The organism is Oscillospiraceae bacterium (assembly GCA_025758045.1).
Lineage (GTDB): Bacteria > Bacillota > Clostridia > Oscillospirales > Ruminococcaceae > Gemmiger.
In genome coordinates this window covers 1,313,915-1,332,540 of the sequence record CP107208.1, presented here as the reverse complement: position 1 = coordinate 1,332,540, position 18,626 = coordinate 1,313,915, and the positions used below count along the sequence as shown (strand labels likewise).

Below are 18,626 nucleotides of genomic sequence, written 5' to 3'. Positions count from 1 at the left end.
CCCCCTTAGCGGAAATAGTCCAGCCGTTTTTCCAGCCAGCCAAAAAACAGCGTCAGTACGCCAACAAATATCAGGAAGAATACAGCCGTGGAGAACAGCGGCCAGATCAGGCCCTTGGCACTGTACTCCTTGGCCATCATGATGATGTCCTTGTTGGCGATGACGTTGGCCAGGGAGGTATCCTTGACCAGGGTGATGATCTCGTTGCCCATGGGCGGCAAAATGCGCTTGACCACCTGCAGCAGCGTGACCTTGAAAAAGATCTGGCTACGGGTCATGCCCAGCACCTGCCCGGCCTCGGTCTGGCCCTTGGGCACAGCCTCAATGCCGCCGCGGTAAATTTCCGAGAAATAGCAGGCGTAGTTGATGGCAAAGGCCACCACAGCCGCCACCAAACGGCCGCTACTGCCCGATGGCCACGGGTTGGTAAAGCCCATCAGGCCGGGGCCTAAGTAGATGACCAGAATCTGCAGCATCAGCGGTGTGCCGCGGATCGCCCAGACAAAGGTTTTTACCACGCCGCGCAGCGGGGCAAAACGGCTCATCGAGCCGAACGCCACCACCAGGCCCAGCGGGATCGCAAACAGCAGCGTCAGCCCGAACAGCTGGCAGTTCAGCCAGAAAGATTCGGTCAGGCGTCCCCAAATAACAGCCGCCTCGCCCATCACTCGGCCAGGGTCAGGCTGTACTTGTCAGCCAATTTCTGCATGGTACCGTCAGCTTTCAATTCGTCAAACGCAGCGTTGACAGCCTCGGCTACATCGCTGCCCTTACGGAAAGCCACACCGTATTCCTCGGCGTTCAGCTCGTCCTTGATGGCCAGGTTGGCGTAATCGGTGCCCTCACCGATCATGGCGGTAGCCAGGGTCAGATCCAGCACGGCGGCGTCGGCGGTGCCGGCGGCTACTTCCATCAGGCAATCGGTCTGGACGCTCTTGCTCACGTAGTCAGCCTGGGACAGGCTCTCGTCATCCTGGATGGCGCTCTCGCCGGCAGAACCAGCCTCGGCCACCACGGTCTTGCCCACCAGGTCAGCAGTGGAGCTGTAGTCAGCGTCGGACTTCATCACGACGACCTGCGCATTTTTGGCGTAAGCCTTGGTGCAGGCGGCGTTGGCCTGGATCTCATCGGTCAGGGTCATGCCGTTCCAGATGCAATCGATGCTCTTGGCGTCCAGCTCGACGATCTTGGTATCCCAGTTGATCTCCACAAAGTCCGGCTCCACACCCAGCTTTTCGCAGACGGCGGTGGCCAGCTCGGTGTCAAAGCCGGTAAAGTTGCCGTCGGCGTCGGTGTAGTTCATCGGCTCGTAGACGGTGTAACCGATGGTCATCTTGCCCTTACCCTGGATATAGGCCAGATCGCTGTCGGCAGCGGCCTCGGTGGTGGAAGCAGCGGCGGAATCGGCTGCCGGGGCAGACGACGAAGCGGCACCGCTGCAAGCGGCCAGGCTGACCGCCATACCGGCAGCCAGCGCCATGCTGATGAGTTTTTTCATAGTTGTGACCTCCTCAAAATACTTTGCACAGTTCCCTCTCACGCTTGCTTTATCGATTCAGGGTAATAAAGCAAGCGTATGCTACAATTTTACCGCAAACTGTAATTTTATGCAAGTTTAAAATGCAAAAAGCTGGATAAATCGGCAGTTAATGCGCCCAAAATGCAATCAGACCCGTACCATATCCCGGGAAATATCCTTAAGTGCAGCCGCACCGCACAGCCGCATGGTGTCAGCCAGCTCGGCCCCCAGCTTCTCGGTCAGGCAGGCAACGCCCTCGGCACCGCCGCCATACACCGCCGTAACGTAGGGGCGGGCAACCAGCACGGCATCTGCGCCCAGCGCCAGCGCCTTGAACACATCGCCGCCGGTGCGGATGCCGCCATCCACAAACACTTTGGCACGGCCTGCCACGGCTTCCACGATCTCCGGCAGCACTTCCTCGGTGGCTGGGCAATCGTCCAACACGCGGCCGCCGTGGTTAGACACCACGATGCCCGCCACACCGGCCTGCACTGCCTTTTCGGCGCCCTTGGCGGTCATGATGCCCTTCAAAATAAAGGGAACGCCCGCCTCCCGAGCGATCTCCTGCAGCTGCTCCACGGTCTTGCTGCCCGCCGGCGGGGTCAGGTTCTGCAAAAAGGGCAAGCCCGCTGCATCAATGTCCATGGCCAGCGCAAAGCAGCCGGACTCGCGTGCCATCGCCATTTTCTTTGCAACGGTGGCGTTATCCCAGGGCTTGACCGTGGGGATGCCGAAGCCGCCATTGGCCGCAATGGCCGCGGTGGCCCCCTCCATCACCTTGGGGTTGGTGCCGTCGCCGGTAAAGGCGGCAATGCCCGCAGCCGCACAGGCAGGGACCAGGATGGCATTATAATCCATGTCATTGTACTTGTCGCCGTAGTGCAGCGTCATCGCGCCCACCGGCCCGGCAAAAAATGGGTATTTAAATGTACGGCCAAACAGCTGCAAGCTGGTATCGGGGGTAAAATTCTCGTGGATGGTGTCCATATTCAGCCGCACATTGCGCCAGGCGTCAAAGTTGCGGATGGCCACGGTGCCGCCGCCCTTGGCGCCGGGGCCGGGGATGTTGCCGCCGCAGGCACGGCCGTTGCACACGGGGCAGGCGCGGCAGGGGCCCATCTGCCCGCGGGCGGCCTGCAATAGTTCTGCATAATTCATGATTTTGCCTCCTTTAAGCAAAGGGCCTCCGGCTTTGCGCCAGAGGCCGCAGTCCCTTACAGAACCTTGCTCAAAAAGTCGATGGTACGTGGTTGTTTCGGGTGGTCGATGACCTCTTCGGGGGTGCCCTCCTCCACGATGTAGCCGCCCTCCATAAAGATCACACGGCTGGCTACCTCGCGGGCAAAGCCGATCTCATGGGTGACGACGACCATCGTCATGCCGTCCGCCGCCAGCTGTTTCATAACCTGCAAAACCTCGCCGACCATCTCCGGGTCCAGCGCCGAGGTCGGCTCGTCAAACAGCATGATGTCGGGGTTCATCGCCAGCGCACGGGCGATCGCCACACGCTGCTTCTGGCCGCCGGAAAGCTGTGCCGGGTAGGCTTCGGCCTTTTCGGCCAGCCCCACGCGGTCCAGCAGATGCAGCGCACGCTCCTTAGCCTCGGCTTTCGATGCCTTTTTCAGTTCCACCGGGGCCAGCACCATATTGCCCATGACGTTCAGGTTGTTGAACAGGTTGAAGTGCTGGAACACCATACCGACGTTCTCACGCACTTTATTCAGGTCAGTCTTTTTGTCGGTCAGGTCGTGGCCGTCCACGACGACCTCACCTCCGGTGATCTCTTCCAACCGGTTCAGGCAGCGCAAAAAGGTGGACTTACCGCTGCCGGAGGGACCGAGGATGACCACGACCTCACCCTCATAAATATCGGTCGAGACATCTTTCAGCACTTCCAGTTTGCCGAAGTTTTTCTTCAGATGCTCAACGTGAATTTTAACATTGTTTTTATTGACGCCCACGGTTGAGCCTCCTCTCTACCTTTTTGGCCAGACGGGACAGCAGCGTAATGACCACCAGGTACATCACAGCAACAATCGTCCATACCTGGAACGCGCTCATCGTATTCGCAACCACGTTTTTGGCGGTGTTGACCAGTTCGGGGAAACCGATGACCGACAGGATCGAAGTGTCTTTCAGGGTAATGATAAACTGGTTTATGATCGAGGGAATCATCGTACGGATCGCCTGCGGCAGCACCACGCGGTACATGGCGCGCCAATAGGGCAGGCCCAGGCTGCGGGCTGCCTCCATCTGCCCTTTATCCACACTTTCAATACCGGCACGGATGATCTCTGCCATATAAGCGCCGCAGTTCAGCGCCAGACAGATGGTGCCCGCCTGTAGCGCCGAGAAAGTGATCTGCCCTTTCATGCCCAGCATCGTATTCAGGTGCAGGATATTGTTCAGCAGCATCGGCACGGCAAAATATACATAAAACGCCAACACGATCATTGGCACACCGCGGATGATATCCACAAACACGGTGGCAAGAATGTTGCAGGCCCGGTTTTTCAGCACGCTTAAAATGCCGAACACCAAGCCCAGAATACAGGCAAAGAACAGACCGCACAGCGCCAGCAGCAGGGTTTGCCCCATTGCCGACAGCAGCAGTCCGCCATAGTTGGTAATGATTCTGGCCAAGTGGCAGCACGCTCCTTTTCCCTATCGAAAAATGCGGGGACCTCCTGCGAAAACAGGCGTCCCCGCGCAAACCTGGTTCAGTTGTTTATGGCGCAGATCTTAGCCCAGGTACTTGGCCAGGATCTCGTCATACTTGCCGTTGGCCTTGATATCGGCCAGACCAGCGTTGAACATATCCAGCAATTCCTGGCTGTCTGCGCTGAAGATCGCAAAACCGTAGGGGGCGGGGTCACTGGCGGTATCGTCCAAAACCTTCAGGGCCAGGCCGCCGTCCTTGATGGAAGCCTTCATGATGGGGGTATCCTCGAAGCAAGCCACGCACTGGCCGCCCAGAACAGCCTGGTACATCGTGGGGGAATCCTCAAAGTAGGTGATGTTGAAGCCGTACTCGTCCTTCAGGCTTTCGGCATAAGCAGCGCCCTGGGTGCCAGTCTTGACCGCAACGGTTTGGCCGTTCAGGTCAGCAAAGCCGGTAATGTCGGAGTCCTCCGCCACGGTCATGGTCTGGGTGGCATCGTAGTAGCCGTCAGAGAAAGTCCAGCCGGAGGCCTTGCGTTCATCGGTGATGGAAGCGCCAGCGATCATACCATCGGCCTGGCCAGCTTGGCAGGCAGCGATGGCAGCATCCCAGCCCAGGCTCTTCATCTCGTAGTCAAAGCCCTGGTCCTCGGCGATGGCCGCGACAATATCAACATCAATGCCGACAAAGTTGCCGGAGGCATCGGTGTACTCAAAGGGCTTAAAGACGGTGTCGGTAGCGATGACCCAGGTTTTGCCGGTGGCATCGGTGGACTCTGCAGCGGCTTCGCTGGAAGCAACCTCAGAGGAAGCTTCGGAAGCGGCTTCAGACGGTGCAGCGCTGGAAGCAGCGCCGCCACAGGCAGCCAGAGAGAGGGTCATGGCAGCAGCCATGCCGAAAGAAAATAGTTTTTTCATGTTGATACGTTCCTTTCCACTCCATAAAATGCGCCACTGCCGCGCAGCGGGTAACCGCTTAAAAACAGAAAAGGGCAATAGGGCCCAACTGGTGCCGCTATCGCCCTTGATAGTTTTTAAACCGTATGTGAATATTATATCATCCTTTCCTTAAAAGTCAAGCCGAATCTGCGTTATTAGGTTAATAAAATTAAGCCTTTTTGATTTCTCGCAAAAGAAAGTATGATTTTCGGCATAAAAATGCAAAAAGAGGGGCAGATACCCCTCTCCCGATCTACTCAAATCTCAAATATCCTTCGCCGCGCAAAGCAAAATTTCCAGCGCCTTATCAATGCCCAACTTGCTGGTGCACAGCGTCAAATCGTAGTTGCGGCTGTCGCCATACACACGGCCGGTATGCTTGACGCAGTAATTTTTGCGGGCGCGGTCGGCCTTGTCCATGTCGACTTCCAGCTGGTCAAAGGGGGTGTCCGGCATCAGCTTGCGCATGTGCAGCAGGCGCCAGTTACGGTCGGCATGCACAAACACGCGCAGGCAGTGGTCGAATTCGCGTAGGATGTAGTCCGCATTGCGGCCAACGATAACACAGCTTTCCTTGTCGGCAATCTCGCGGATGGCCCGCACCTGAGCGTCCCACAGTTCCTCGCTCAGCGGGCGCTCGTAAAAGTTGAACAGGCTTTGTGTAAAGCCGAACTCGTGAGGCACACGCTCGTCCCAGCGGCGCACCTGTTCCGGCGTCAAATGGGCGCTGACCTTGGCCGTGCGTAGGATGATGTCGCGGTCATAGTAGGCGATACCCAGCTCCCGAGCCAGACGGCGTCCCAGTTCGCCGCCGCCTGCACCAAATTCTCGTCCGATCGTGATGATTTGTTTCATAAAGGGTTCCTCCTTCTGCGGGCTGCTCCACAAGCCACCCGTTCTGCTGCCTTTATTGTAACAAATCTACAGCGATTTGCAAGGGGCATAGCACGTTATTTTTGTACATGCGCCTGCGCAGGGTATAGCGCAATCATAACTATATGTAAAACGGACTATTTTTATGTAAACATCACATGTTGTGCCTTTTTATAAGCAAGCAGCAAAAGTCTCTTTTTAGGCATCGGGGACTCTCCCGCGCTCTAGAAATGCCCCACTGGGCATTTTTTCTGGCCGGGACGTACCGCCGGCCTACGACTTGCGGTTACCGCTGCAGGCGGCGGTCACCTCCGCAGCAAGCCATTCTCGTCCCCAATGGTGCATAAACGGCAGTTCCCTCAAAAATATACAATAAAAAAATACCCCGCAGCTTCGTGCGAGGTATTTTGTGGTGCACCATCGGGGACTCGAACCCAGGACCCACTGATTAAGAGTCAGTTGCTCTACCAACTGAGCTAATGGTGCATATAAACAAGCTCCAGGCTGGGCCAAAACCCGGCCCGGAGGCTTGTTCTTTAAAAGAGAAGTCGGCATCTACCTATTTTCACAGGCCGTCTCCAGCCAACTATCTTCGGCACGAGTGAGCTTAACTTCTGTGTTCGGAATGGGAACAGGTGGAACCTCACCGTCATCGACACCGACCGTCTCTTTTTTCTGAGGATGTACCCTCAAAACTGAATATCGAACTGCTCTAGCAAATAGAGTATCTCATAAAGATGGGGTCAAGCCCTCGACCTATTAGTACACACTAGCTGAACGGATCACTCCGCTTACACTCTGTGCCTATCAACCTTGTAGTCTTCAAGGGGTCTTACCTGATTAACTCAGTGGGATATCTTATCTTAAGGCCGGCTTCACGCTTAGATGCTTTCAGCGTTTATCCGATCCGAACATAGCTGCCCAGCTGTGCCACTGGCGTGACAACTGGTGCACCAGAGGTTCGTCCATCCCGGTCCTCTCGTACTAGGGACAGCGCCTCTCAAATATCCTGCGCCCACGACAGATAGGGACCGAACTGTCTCACGACGTTCTGAACCCAGCTCGCGTACCGCTTTAATTGGCGAACAGCCAAACCCTTGGGACCGAATTCAGCCCCAGGATGCGATGAGCCGACATCGAGGTGCCAAACCTCCCCGTCGATGTGGACTCTTGGGGGAGATCAGCCTGTTATCCCCAGGGTAACTTTTATCCGTTGAGCGATGGCATTTCCACTCACATACCACCGGATCACTAACTCCGACTTTCGTCTCTGCTCGACCCGTCAGTCTCGCAGTCAGGCTCGCTTTTGCGTTTGCACTCTCTAGCTTGGTTTCCGTCCAAGCTGAGCGAACCTTTGAACGCCTCCGCTACTTTTTAGGAGGCGACCGCCCCAGTCAAACTGCCCACCTGACAATGTCCCCCGCCTCGATTCAGAGGCGCAGGTTAGAATTCCAATGTCGCAAGGATGGTATCCCAACGTCCGCTCCAGAATCGCCAAAGCGACTCTTTCCCAGCGTCCCATCTATCCTGTGCATGCAACACCGAAACCCAATATCAGGCTACAGTAAAGCTCCATGGGGTCTTTCCGTCTTGTCGCGGGTAACCGGCATCTTCACCGGTACTACAATTTCGCCGGGCGGGCTGTTGAGACAGTGCCCAGATCATTACGCCTTTCATGCGGGTCAGAACTTACCTGACAAGGAATTTCGCTACCTTAGGACCGTTATAGTTACGGCCGCCGTTCACTGGGGCTTCAATTCAATGCTTGCACATCTCCTTTTAACCTTCCAGCACCGGGCAGGCGTCAGCTCGTATACGTCATCTTTCGATTTAGCACAAACCTGTGTTTTTGGTAAACAGTTGCCTGGGCCTATTCTCTGCGGCTCACTCTCGTGAGCACCCCTTATTCCGAAGTTACGGGGTCAACTTGCCGAGTTCCTTAACAACCCTTCTCCCGTTGGCCTTAGAATCTTCTTCCTACCTACCTGTGTCGGTTTGCGGTACGGGCACCTTAAACATACACACAGCTTTTCTCGCCTCTCTTCCAGCCGGACTTCGGTACTATATTTCCCTCGATCACTACCAGAACCAACACCTGGCTCCGACCTTCTGAAAGTGTCCCTGTGCTTAAGTCTTTCGGTGGGGACGGAATCTCTACCGTCTGTGCATCGGCTACGCCTTTCGGCCTTACCTTAGCTCCCGCCTAACTTGGAGCGGACGAACCTTCCTCCAAAAACCTGAGGTTTCCGGCCATGTGGATTCTCACCACATTCGCGCTACTCATTCCGGCATTCTCACTTCTGTAAACTCCACAGCCGCTTACGCTACTGTTTCTCCGCTTACACAACGCTCCCCTACCCCGCACTTACGTGCAGCCTAAGCTTCGGTTTGTATCTTAGCCCCGTTAAATTTTCCGCGCAGAGACGCTCGACCAGTGAGCTATTACGCACTCTTTAAATGAGTGGCTGCTTCTGAGCCAACATCCTGGTTGTCTGCGTATTTCCACATCGTTTTCCACTTAGATACAATTTGGGACCTTAGCTGTAGATCTGGGCTGTTTCCCTTTTGACAATGAGATTTATCTCACACTGTCTGACTCCCATACATCAATACTCCGGCATTCTTAGTTTGATAGGCTTCGCTACCCTCTCGGGCGCTAGGCCATTCAGTGCTTTACCTCCGGGTATCTAATATGAGGCTAGCCCTAAAGCTATTTCGGGGAGAACCAGCTATCTCCGAGTTCGATTGGAATTTCTCCGCTACCCACAATTCATCCGCCGCCTTTTCAACGGAGGTCGGTTCGGCCCTCCATGAAATTTTACTTTCACTTCAGCCTGATCATGGGTAGGTCACCCGGTTTCGGGCCCATTGCATGCTACTGAACGCCCTTTTCAGACTCGCTCTCGCTACGCCTCCACGCCTTAAGCGCTTAAGCTCGCAACATACAATCGCTCGCCGGACCGTTCTACAAAAAGTACCATATCACACGTTGATGTGCTCTATGTGCTTGTAGGCACAAGGTTTCAGGTTCTCTTTCACTCCCCTCCCGGGGTCCTTTTCACCTTTCCTTCACAGTACTATACGCTATCGGTCACTGGGTAGTATTTAGGGTTGGAGGGTGGTCCCCCCATCTTCCGACCAGGTTTCACGTGTCTGGCCGTACTCTGGAACTCGCGCAGCTCTCGTTACTTTCGCTTACGTGTCTCTCACACTCTTTGGATGGCCTTCCCATGCCATTCAGCTAGCAACTTAAGTCCTAAAAGCGGTCCATACCCCGGAAGGATTTCTCCTTCCGGTTTGCCCTCTTCCGCGTTCGCTCGCCACTACTAACGGAATCTCGTTTGATGTCTCTTCCTCGCCCTACTTAGATGTTTCAGTTCAGGCGGTTCCCCCCACACACCTATGGATTCAGTGTGCAGTACCGAAGTATGAGCTTCGGTGAGTTTCCTCATTCAGAAATCCCTGGATCAATGGATATTTGCTCCTCCCCAAGGCTTATCGCAGCTTATCACGTCTTTCATCGGCTCCCAGTGCCAAGGCATTCTCCTTGCGCCCTTTGTAGCTTGACCGTTGTTTCGCTTTCGCAAAACATATCTTTATTTCAGATTCTCCATTTGCCAACGAGATTTTACCATTTTACTGTCGCTTATTACTAAGCTTCAGTTCCGCTTGGTGAAATTATAGATTTTAATTTAAAATCAGGAATTTTACATAGCTAATAAAATCTCATTTCGCAGTTCTATATTCAGTTTTCAAGGTACATCGCATAAGGCTTTGGGTAACCCAGCGCACTGGATTACCAGTGGTGGGCTGAAATGGACTCGAACCATCGACCTCTCGGTTATCAGCCGAGTGCTCTAACCAGCTGAGCTATCAGCCCAAATGGTGGAGATAAAGGGATTCGAACCCTTGACCCCCTGCTTGCAAAGCAGGTGCTCTCCCAACTGAGCTATACCCCCGCGTTTTCACGTTTCGGGTTTCGCTGTGTCCCTTATGCTTTGAGGTTCCGTTTGCACGGCCCTCAAAATTGAACAATACTGAAACTTGCTTTCCTGTCCGTTCAGCCAAAGACCTGCTTTAGCTGAACGTCTGACTCCCTAGAAAGGAGGTGATCCAGCCGCACCTTCCGATACGGCTACCTTGTTACGACTTCACCCCAATCACCAGTTTTACCTTCGGCGGCGTCCTCCTTGCGGTTAGACTACCGACTTCGGGTCCCCCCGGCTCTCATGGTGTGACGGGCGGTGTGTACAAGGCCCGGGAACGTATTCACCGCGGCATGCTGATCCGCGATTACTAGCAATTCCGACTTCATGCAGGCGAGTTGCAGCCTGCAATCTGAACTGAGACGTTGTTTCTGAGTTTTGCTCCACCTCGCGGTCTTGCTTCTCTTTGTTAAACGCCATTGTAGTACGTGTGTAGCCCAGGTCATAAAGGGCATGATGATTTGACGTCATCCCCACCTTCCTCCGTTTTGTCAACGGCAGTCTCGCCAGAGTCCTCTTTCGTAGTAACTGGCAATAAGGGTTGCGCTCGTTGCGGGACTTAACCCAACATCTCACGACACGAGCTGACGACAACCATGCACCACCTGTCTCGATGTCCCGAAGGACTTCATGCATCTCTGCACTATGCATCGGATGTCAAGACCTGGTAAGGTTCTTCGCGTTGCTTCGAATTAAACCACATACTCCACTGCTTGTGCGGGCCCCCGTCAATTCCTTTGAGTTTCAACCTTGCGGTCGTACTCCCCAGGTGGATTACTTATTGTGTTAACTGCGGCACTGAAGGGGTCAATCCTCCAACACCTAGTAATCATCGTTTACGGCATGGACTACCAGGGTATCTAATCCTGTTTGCTACCCATGCTTTCGAGCCTCAGCGTCAGTTGGTGCCCAGTAGGTCGCCTTCGCCACTGGTGTTCCTCCCGATATCTACGCATTCCACCGCTACACCGGGAATTCCACCTACCTCTGCACTACTCAAGGCCAGCAGTTTTGAAAGCAATTCACGGGTTGAGCCCATGGATTTCACTTCCAACTTGCCGGTCCGCCTGCGCTCCCTTTACACCCAGTAATTCCGGACAACGCTTGCACCCTACGTTTTACCGCGGCTGCTGGCACGTAGTTAGCCGGTGCTTTCTTGTTAGGTACCGTCATTATCGTCCCTAACGACAGGAGTTTACAATCCGAAAACCTTCTTCCTCCACGCGGCGTCGCTGCATCAGGGTTTCCCCCATTGTGCAATATCCCCCACTGCTGCCTCCCGTAGGAGTCTGGGCCGTGTCTCAGTCCCAATGTGGCCGTTCAACCTCTCAGTCCGGCTACCAATCGTCGCCTTGGTGGGCCGTTACCTCACCAACTAGCTAATTGGACGCGAGTCCATCCTAGAGCGAATAAATCCTTTTCCCTCAGTACCATGCGATACCGTGGGCTTATGCGGTATTAGCAGTCGTTTCCAACTGTTGTCCCCCACTCCAGGGCAGGTTACTCACGCGTTACTCACCCGTTCGCCACTAAATCAAGAAAAGCAAGCTCCTCTTGATTCCGTTCGACTTGCATGTGTTAGGCGCGCCGCCAGCGTTCGTCCTGAGCCAGGATCAAACTCTTTATAAATGGTATTTAATCGCCATTTAAAAGCGTTAAATCTCTGTAATCACTCAGACACAATCGCTTGCGTCCTGTATGAATTACTTGTAAATTTGGAATTGATTATCGTGGGTTTCCAAACCCACGTTCAAGGTTCCACAAGTTTCAGTTTTGTTCAATTTTCAAGGTCCTGCTGCGCTGTCACTTGTTTCGTAACAGCTTGTATATTATATCTCATAAAAGTTCTTTTGTCAAGAACTTTTTTCGATATTTTTTGAAGCCTTTCGGCTTCAAAATCCCCATACAAGCCGTAGTTACAAGCTTTAGCGGCTGTCCCCTCGCGAGACAGCTTGATTATTATAGCAAGGAGTATGACCTTTGTCAAGCACTTTTTTCGGTTTTTTGACAAAGTTTTTATTGTACTTTTGGGCAAGGTGTATATTGTGGGGATTGGGTGGGATTGGCACCATTTGTAGGGATAAGGGGTGGTAACGCAAGCTCCCCTCGCAGAGAGGCAGCCAATCAATAGCGGCTCTTGCAATTTCTTCTTTATTATAATAGTATATAAGCATCACCTGTAGAAAGAGGGACCCGAATGATCCTGGCATTAAATATCGGCAACTCCAACATTACCTTTGGCAGTTATACGCCGGATGGTAAGCTGGTGTTTTCCTCACGGCTGTTTGCGGATACCGCGTTGAGCAGCGATGAGCTTCTATATAAAATGGTAAACATGCTGGCCTTGTACGGCGCGGAACCGCAGGAGATCACTGCCATCATCTTTTCCAGCGTGGTGCCCGCGCTGACGCCCCGCATCCGGGAGGCTCTGCGCAAGATGTGCGAGGCCCCGGTCATGGAAGTAGGGCCCGGTCTGAAAAGCGGTGTGCGTATCCGCATGGACAACCCGGCCCAGTTGGGCGGCGAACTGCTCTGCGCGGTGGTCGGCGCGCTGCGCCGGGCCGAGCCGCCGCTGGTAGTCGTCAACTTCGATACCGCCACTACCCTGCTGGCCGTGGACGACACCGGCGCCCTGGTGGGCGGCGCTATCCTTCCGGGGCCGCAGTGCTCGCTGGCATCACTGGTAAAAAATACCGCCCAGCTGCCCCAGGTGGAGTTGGAAGCCAAGCCCCGCCGTCTGCTGGGCACAAACACCGCCGATTGCCTGCACAGCGGCATCGTGCACGGGACCTCGGCCATGCTGGACGGTATGGTAGCACAGTTCCGCGCCGCGCTGCATGCCGACGCCGCCCCTGTGATCGCCACCGGTACTCTGCCCTCCAGCGTTCGCGATTGCTGCGTGACCGAGATCACCTACCGGGAAACGCTCATCCTGGACGGCCTGTTTGCCATCTGGCAGCGCAATACCCGCCGGTAAGCACCCCACAAACCAAACAAACACCGCCGCCTGACTAACAGGCGGCGTCTTTATTTTTGTTGCAATATATGCTATACTGTAATTTGTAATATTATGTAGTATAGAAAGGTCTTATCTATTTCCATGCAAAAACTGAAAAATTTCAACTGGAAGAATTTCTTCCTGCAGGGGGTCCTGCCCTTTGCACTGGCCATCACTGCCGCATTTATTGCGCGGTATCAGCTGGAACTGTCCGACGGCGTTACGCCGGACTTTCTGGCCATGCAGTGGCCGCTGTATGCCCCGCTGAACGCCCTGACCGCCTTCTGCCTGACACTGGTGTTGTTTGCCATCCTGGGCAAGTGGAGCCGCGCCACCGGCATCTCCGGTGCACTGTTCACCGTGATCGCACTCATCAACTACTATACCCGCGATCTGCACGGCTCGGCCCTGATGCCCCAGGACATCCTGAACCTGGGCACCGCCGCCGAGGTCATGGGCAGCTACACACTGCAAATTACCGCCACCGTGCGCACCATCATTCTGTGGTATCTGCCGGTGCTGGCGATTGCTTTTGTGCAGGGGCAGCTGGTCAAGGACTGCCCCAAGCGCGCCAGCTGGCGTGCCCGCGGTGTACGGGTACTGGGTTGTGCCGCCGGTGTGTTCTGCGTACTCTTTTTCGGCTACTTTGGGCCGGTTTCGGTCAAGCCCAAAACCACCTACGGTTGGGCCTGGCAGAATACCTATTATAAGTACGGCTACCTGGCCGGTACCATCGAGGCCGCCAGCCTGATGGCCGACCCCATCATTGAGCCGGAGAACTACAGCGATGACGCCGCCGTCACCGCGGCTGCCATGGCCGAGGACTTTCCCTCCGCCACGGCAGAATCCGCCAGCACCGACTACCCTGACATCATTTTGGTGCTGTCCGAGAGCTTCTACGACTTTGACCTCGTGACCGATTTGCAGGCCGACACCGAGGTCATGCCCGTTACCAAGAACCTGCCCAACGCTGTGTACGGCCACACCATCAGCCCCCACGTAGGCGGCGGCACCAATTCCAGCGAGTACGAGATGCTGTCCAGCAACTCGCTGATGCTGATGCCCTCCATTACCCCCTTCAACTGGCTGAACCTGCACAACGCCAACAGCCTGGTCAGCTACCTGAAGGACCTGGGCTACAGCACGCTGGCTGCCCACCCCTACACAAACTCCAACTACCGCCGCGACTCTGCCTGGTTGGCACTGGGCTTCGACGAGACCCACTTCCAAGACGACTTCCCCACCAAGGAGTACTACGGCAACCGCCCGTATCAGACCGACTCGGCCTCTTACCGCGACTTCGAAAAGCTGTACGAAGCCATGCCCGAGGACAAGCCGCGGTTCGGCTTCCTGGTGTCTATCCAGAGCCACGGCGACTACACAATGAACGATGCTTCGCTGGATATTGTACACGCCGCCACCGACTACGGCGAGTACGACGAGCTGATGGACGAATACCTGAGCTGCATCCACATGAGCGACGCCGCCGTGCAGGAACTGTGCGACTACTTTACCAAACAGTACGAGGAGACCGGCCGCAAGGTAGTGCTGGCGTTTGCCGGCGACCACGCCCCCAGTTTTGTGGACCACGTGGCTGACAAGACCCGCGCCGAGGGCAACGACCTGCAAATTCTGGAGCGCAGCACGCCGTTCTTCATTTGGGCCAATTACCCGCTGGAGAACATCGGCGCCGCCACCAGCGCTGCCGACCCGCTGAACCGCATAGACATGGTGATGCTGGCCCCCACGATTGCCCAGCAGGCCGGTCTGCCGCTGACGGGCTACTACAAATACCTGCTGGCTATGAAGCAGCAGACCCCCGTGGTGACCGCCGCCAACGACTACATGAAGGTGGACGGCACCTACGGCACCTACGGCGAGGACGAAAGCCTGGACGCCTGGGTGAAGGGGTATCTGGCACTGGAATATAACAATATTGGTGCCCACGCCAAGCGTGTGCAGTCGATTTTTGGGCATTAATTCCTGCCCAGGATGTGAAAAATACAAGGAGGCACCGCTATGCTGCTGCGACGCCGGAAATATGAAAGCCGCCGTGGTTTTACCCTGGTGGAGCTGGTCGTTGTTCTGGTTATCCTGGCCATTTTAGCCAGTGTGGCCGTACCGGCCTTTTCCCGCCAGCTGGAGACCGGACAGGAGAGAAAAGCAGTCACCGAGGCGCAGGCCTGCGTGACGGCCGCCTCCGGGCTGGGCGCACAGAAGTATACCGAAGCGCGGACGGCTTACATCCAGGACAGCAGTAAAAAAATCGATACCACGCTGGCCGCATGGGCCGGTCAGGTCCGGGACGAGCGCCCCACCGTTACGGGCACACTGGCCCAGCGCGAGGGCACCGGTGAATACCTGCTGACCCCGCAGAACACGCCCGACGGTACTGCCGCCGGTGTAGCCGAGGTCAAGGCAGCCGCCGGTGTGGACGGCACGGTACTGAACTTCTGGTGTAACACCAACGGGCAGATCGTGTTCCTTTTATATAGGAGTGCCGATGATATTCTGGTGGCGTATGCGAATCGGGCGACTTCCGGCAGCAGCAGCGTGGTGATTCCCACCGCCAATGTGCCGACGGCTGTGCCCGACCCCTACGAAAACGCCCTCGACTGAGCCTGACACGCCCGCAACACCCGATCCTGGGAAAACCGTAGAGAACGAACGTAAAACTTCGTAGCCTCTCATATCATCATTAAACAAAAACCGCCGCGCAGTAAACACTGTGCGGCGGCTTTGTATTATTTTACTTTCGGAACTCTTCCAGATATACCTCTGCACTCCTCGTCATTTCCCGGGAGAAATCACTCTCGTACTTGCGTTTGCAGAAGGCCTGGATGGCGGTGGTGAAATCGTAGTTCTGCTGGCCGTTGGCGGCGGCACGGGCGGTAAAGTCCGCGCGCAGTTCGTCGTCGGTGCGGTCGCGGTAGGTGTTCTCACAGACGACGGCATCCTTTGCAAACCGGGCCGGTTTGGGGCGGGCCTTCTGCTGGTCCGTCGGGCGGCCGAACACCAACATACAGGCAGGAACCACATGCTCCGGCAGATGCAGGGCTTCTCGCATCTGCTCGGCGTTCTCGATGACATCACCGATGTAGCAGCTGCCGATGCCCAGGCTTTCCGCCGCCACCACGGCATTCTGCGCCGCGATGCAGGTATCGGCCATGGCCAGCAGCAGGTCTCCTGCACCGGGGGTCCGTACATCCTCGATGCCCGCTGCCTTATAGGCCTGCAGCCAACGGCGGCAATCGGCCAAAAACACCAGCACCAGCGGTGCCTTGGCAATGAACGGCTGGTGGTCGCACAAATCGGCCAGGCGGGCTTTCAGCGCCGGGTCGGTGATGTTCAAGATCGTGTACAGCTGCTGGTTGCCCGCCGTGGGTGCCTGGAACGCCGCTTGTAAAATAGCGTTCCGCTCGGCTTCGGTCACCGGCTCGTCGGTATACACGCGCACACTTTTGCGGGCGGAAAGCACCTGTAAGATCTCGTTATCCATAGTTTCCATACAATATCACACCTTTTTGTGGTGGAGGAATTTGCCCACCAGTTTGTTCAGCATACTGAAAATTTCGCGGAAGTTGATGGCGCAGACGATGGCCGTCAGCACTGTGACCGGGATGACCCAGTTTTCCAGCCGCATGATGCAGAAAATTTCCGCCAGCACCAGCGCCAGGTTCAGCAGCAGCCAGCCGGGGTGGAAGTCCACTTCCAGCAGGCCGCGGGTGGAGTAGGCACGCAGCAAAAAAACCAACAGCAGCCCTAAGAAGCTGGCCGGAGTGACACCCCAAGGGCCCCAGGCCAGGATGAAGCAGTAGTTCAGGATCAGGTTGAGCACCGCACCGCACAGCATCGTGACCAGCGAACCGGTGGACCGCTTATACACCACGTAGATGCTGTTGAGGAACTGGTTCAGGCAGGTGCACATGGAGCAGAGCGTCAGAAACGGCACAAAGATCCAGCCGTCGTAATATTCGGCCTTGAACAGGTGCATCATCGGTCGGCAGAGCCAGATAACGCCCGCCACACAGCAGAACAAAACACTGGCGTAGATACGGAAAATTTTGGAGAAGAACACCTCGCGGTCCTGCTCCTCGGTCACAGCGGAGAGCTGCCAGGCCTCGTAGAAGATGCTGCCCAGAATCGTGATGACCTGCGGCAGGAAATAGCCCGCCGACAGCAGGCCGACCCAATAGTTGCCGCTGCGGCCGCCGTAATCCTCGCACATAGCCTGCACAAAGAACATATCGCTGGCGTTGATGATCCAAAAGCTGATGGCCGCGGGGATCATGGGCAGGCAGTAGCGCAGCATGTCGCGCCACAGCTTTTTGTCAAAGGCTTTGGGGTTGTAGAATTTATAGCACCCGCCCGCAAAGAACACAAACACCATCGAGGTCAGGTCCGCGCAGGCGTTTGCCAGCAAAAAGCCCGCCGCGCCAAGCTTGAGCCAACTCAAAAACACCAGGTAATACGCCAGCAGTGCGCCGGTAGTCAGCACGCCGTCTATCGCCACCAGGCGGTTCAACATACGGGAGCGGATAAACTGGGTACACAGCGTGCGCAGGCAGCTGGCCAGCACGCAGAGGTATAGATACGGCAGGTATTCCGCCGCGTTGGGGATGAGCCGCACCAGCGGCATGGCCAGCAGCAGCAGCAAAAAGCCCACGCTGATGGTAGCGCCGCCATTGACGAAGACGCTGGACTTGTTGACCTTTTTATCCAAGCCAAAGCGGATGACTGCGTAGGACACGCCCAAACTGACCACCGGGATCAGCAGGTTAGTAGCCTGCTGCAGCAGGCTGGACACACCCATGATGTCCGGCGTATCCAACGCGTAGCTCAGGTACGGGCGGATGAAGAAGCTGAGCAGCTTGGAGCTGAAGTTGGAGATGGCAAACAGCAGTGTATTGCTTACCAGCGTTGAGTATTTTTTTTGCGATGATGCCACGGGAAATCCTCCGTAATGCGTAATAAGAATGTTTAGGCAGTGGTCACATCTGCTTTAACAGTCGTTCGCGGGCTTTGTAGTCCGGCATAACTGCCGCCACCGCCGCCCAAAAGCCGGGACCATGATTGGGGTGGGCAAAATGGCAGAACTCATGTACTACAACATATTCCTGCGCGGGCATGGGTGCCACACACAGCCGCCGCGCAAAAGCCAACGTGCCGGTTTTTAAGCTGCAGCTGCCCCAGCGGGTGGTCATATCCCGCACAGTGATTTTGGGCATATGCCCGCCCGGGCAGGTGGTCGCGAACTGGGGATAGTATGCCCGGCACAGCACCTGGATATGGGCCAGGGCCTCGGCCCTGGTGGGCAGTTCCGGCTGCTGGGCGGCTTCCTGTTCGCGGCGGGCGGCTGCGCGGGCCTGGGCGCTGCGCACCCAATCTGCCTTGCTGGCAACAAAAGCATCCACCCTCATGGCCGACACACGCGGTGCGGCACTGGCGGCTACGCTGCCATCAGCCCGCACGCGCAGGTTGATATTGCGCACGCGGCGGCGGGTAAGCGTATAGGTCACGCCCGCCACCGTGCGTGTTTGTTGCCGCGGCAAAGCCAAGTGCAAGCCCCCTTTGCAGATTTTCTATATTGTACACGCTTTTGCGGGCCGATGCAAGCATCGGCCCCTACAAAAAAGAGGCGGCTAAA

Annotated in this window: 13 protein-coding genes, 3 tRNA genes and 3 rRNA genes; 3 read left to right on the top strand and 16 right to left on the bottom strand. The window is 55.9% G+C overall.

The features are described 5' to 3' along the window. Positions 1 to 5: 5 nt before the first annotated feature. From OGM81_06360 to OGM81_06300, 13 genes are all read right to left on the bottom strand, one after another. A complete protein-coding gene (locus OGM81_06360; GenBank protein UYJ44977.1) occupies positions 6 to 665 on the bottom strand; it encodes an amino acid ABC transporter permease in 660 nt (219 codons plus the stop codon). Further along, the gene (locus OGM81_06355; protein UYJ44737.1) at positions 665 to 1,498 is read right to left on the bottom strand and encodes a transporter substrate-binding domain-containing protein; all 834 of its coding nucleotides are present in this window, start codon (positions 1,496 to 1,498) and stop codon (positions 665 to 667) included. Before OGM81_06355 ends, OGM81_06360 begins: the two co-directional genes overlap by 1 nt. A 168-nt stretch (positions 1,499 to 1,666) precedes the next feature. Further along, the gene (locus OGM81_06350; GenBank protein ID UYJ44736.1) at positions 1,667 to 2,680 is read right to left on the bottom strand and encodes an alpha-hydroxy-acid oxidizing protein; all 1,014 of its coding nucleotides are present in this window, start codon (positions 2,678 to 2,680) and stop codon (positions 1,667 to 1,669) included. Positions 2,681 to 2,736: 56 nt separating this feature from the next. Then, complete coding sequence (locus OGM81_06345; GenBank protein ID UYJ44735.1) at positions 2,737 to 3,483, bottom strand: amino acid ABC transporter ATP-binding protein; 747 nt, start codon at positions 3,481 to 3,483, stop codon at positions 2,737 to 2,739. After that, positions 3,470 to 4,165, bottom strand: a complete 696-nt coding sequence (locus tag OGM81_06340) for an amino acid ABC transporter permease (GenBank protein ID UYJ44734.1) — start codon at positions 4,163 to 4,165, stop codon at positions 3,470 to 3,472. Before OGM81_06340 ends, OGM81_06345 begins: the two co-directional genes overlap by 14 nt. A gap of 99 nt (positions 4,166 to 4,264) precedes the next feature. After that, positions 4,265 to 5,101 (bottom strand): transporter substrate-binding domain-containing protein, encoded by an 837-nt coding sequence (locus tag OGM81_06335; protein UYJ44733.1) that lies wholly within the window; start codon positions 5,099 to 5,101, stop codon positions 4,265 to 4,267. Positions 5,102 to 5,386: 285 nt separating this feature from the next. After that, positions 5,387 to 5,977, bottom strand: coding sequence for a cytidylate kinase-like family protein (locus OGM81_06330; protein UYJ44732.1), 591 nt, complete (start codon positions 5,975 to 5,977; stop codon positions 5,387 to 5,389). Between the two features lie 428 nt (positions 5,978 to 6,405). Beyond that, positions 6,406 to 6,481: transfer RNA gene (locus OGM81_06325), tRNA-Lys, on the bottom strand. Positions 6,482 to 6,541: 60 nt separating this feature from the next. After that, positions 6,542 to 6,658 (bottom strand): 5S ribosomal RNA (rrf, locus tag OGM81_06320). Positions 6,659 to 6,734: 76 nt separating this feature from the next. Then, positions 6,735 to 9,564, bottom strand: a 23S ribosomal RNA gene (locus OGM81_06315). Between the two features lie 234 nt (positions 9,565 to 9,798). Beyond that, positions 9,799 to 9,875, bottom strand: a tRNA-Ile gene (locus OGM81_06310). 3 nt (positions 9,876 to 9,878) lie between these two features. Then, positions 9,879 to 9,954: transfer RNA gene (locus tag OGM81_06305), tRNA-Ala, on the bottom strand. A gap of 142 nt (positions 9,955 to 10,096) precedes the next feature. After that, a 16S ribosomal RNA gene (locus OGM81_06300) occupies positions 10,097 to 11,610 on the bottom strand. Together the 16S, 23S and 5S rRNA genes with 3 tRNA genes alongside form the textbook arrangement of a ribosomal RNA operon. Positions 11,611 to 12,178: 568 nt before the next feature. Between OGM81_06300 and OGM81_06295 the strand changes: the two genes are divergently transcribed. The 3 genes from OGM81_06295 (at position 12,179) to OGM81_06285 (ending at position 15,598) form a co-directional block, all read left to right on the top strand. After that, positions 12,179 to 12,958 carry a type III pantothenate kinase gene (locus OGM81_06295; GenBank protein UYJ44731.1) on the top strand — a complete coding sequence of 260 codons (780 nt, stop codon included), beginning with the start codon at positions 12,179 to 12,181 and terminating at the stop codon, positions 12,956 to 12,958. 123 nt (positions 12,959 to 13,081) lie between these two features. Then, positions 13,082 to 14,959, top strand: a complete 1,878-nt coding sequence (locus OGM81_06290; GenBank protein ID UYJ44730.1) for an LTA synthase family protein — start codon at positions 13,082 to 13,084, stop codon at positions 14,957 to 14,959. A 39-nt stretch (positions 14,960 to 14,998) separates the two neighbouring features. Beyond that, complete coding sequence (locus OGM81_06285) at positions 14,999 to 15,598, top strand: prepilin-type N-terminal cleavage/methylation domain-containing protein (GenBank protein ID UYJ44729.1); 600 nt, start codon at positions 14,999 to 15,001, stop codon at positions 15,596 to 15,598. Between the two features lie 130 nt (positions 15,599 to 15,728). On the opposite strand, the gene OGM81_06280 is transcribed toward OGM81_06285, so the two are convergent. Genes OGM81_06280 through OGM81_06270 form a run of 3 tightly spaced genes read right to left on the bottom strand, consistent with a single transcriptional unit; the run spans position 15,729 to position 18,537 of the window. After that, positions 15,729 to 16,487, bottom strand: a complete 759-nt coding sequence (locus OGM81_06280; GenBank protein ID UYJ44728.1) for a nitroreductase family protein — start codon at positions 16,485 to 16,487, stop codon at positions 15,729 to 15,731. A gap of 6 nt (positions 16,488 to 16,493) precedes the next feature. Further along, positions 16,494 to 17,927, bottom strand: a complete 1,434-nt coding sequence (locus OGM81_06275; GenBank protein UYJ44727.1) for a polysaccharide biosynthesis C-terminal domain-containing protein — start codon at positions 17,925 to 17,927, stop codon at positions 16,494 to 16,496. 43 nt (positions 17,928 to 17,970) lie between these two features. After that, positions 17,971 to 18,537, bottom strand: a complete 567-nt coding sequence (locus tag OGM81_06270) for a M48 family metallopeptidase (protein UYJ44726.1) — start codon at positions 18,535 to 18,537, stop codon at positions 17,971 to 17,973. Between the last annotated feature and the right edge of the window lie 89 nt (positions 18,538 to 18,626).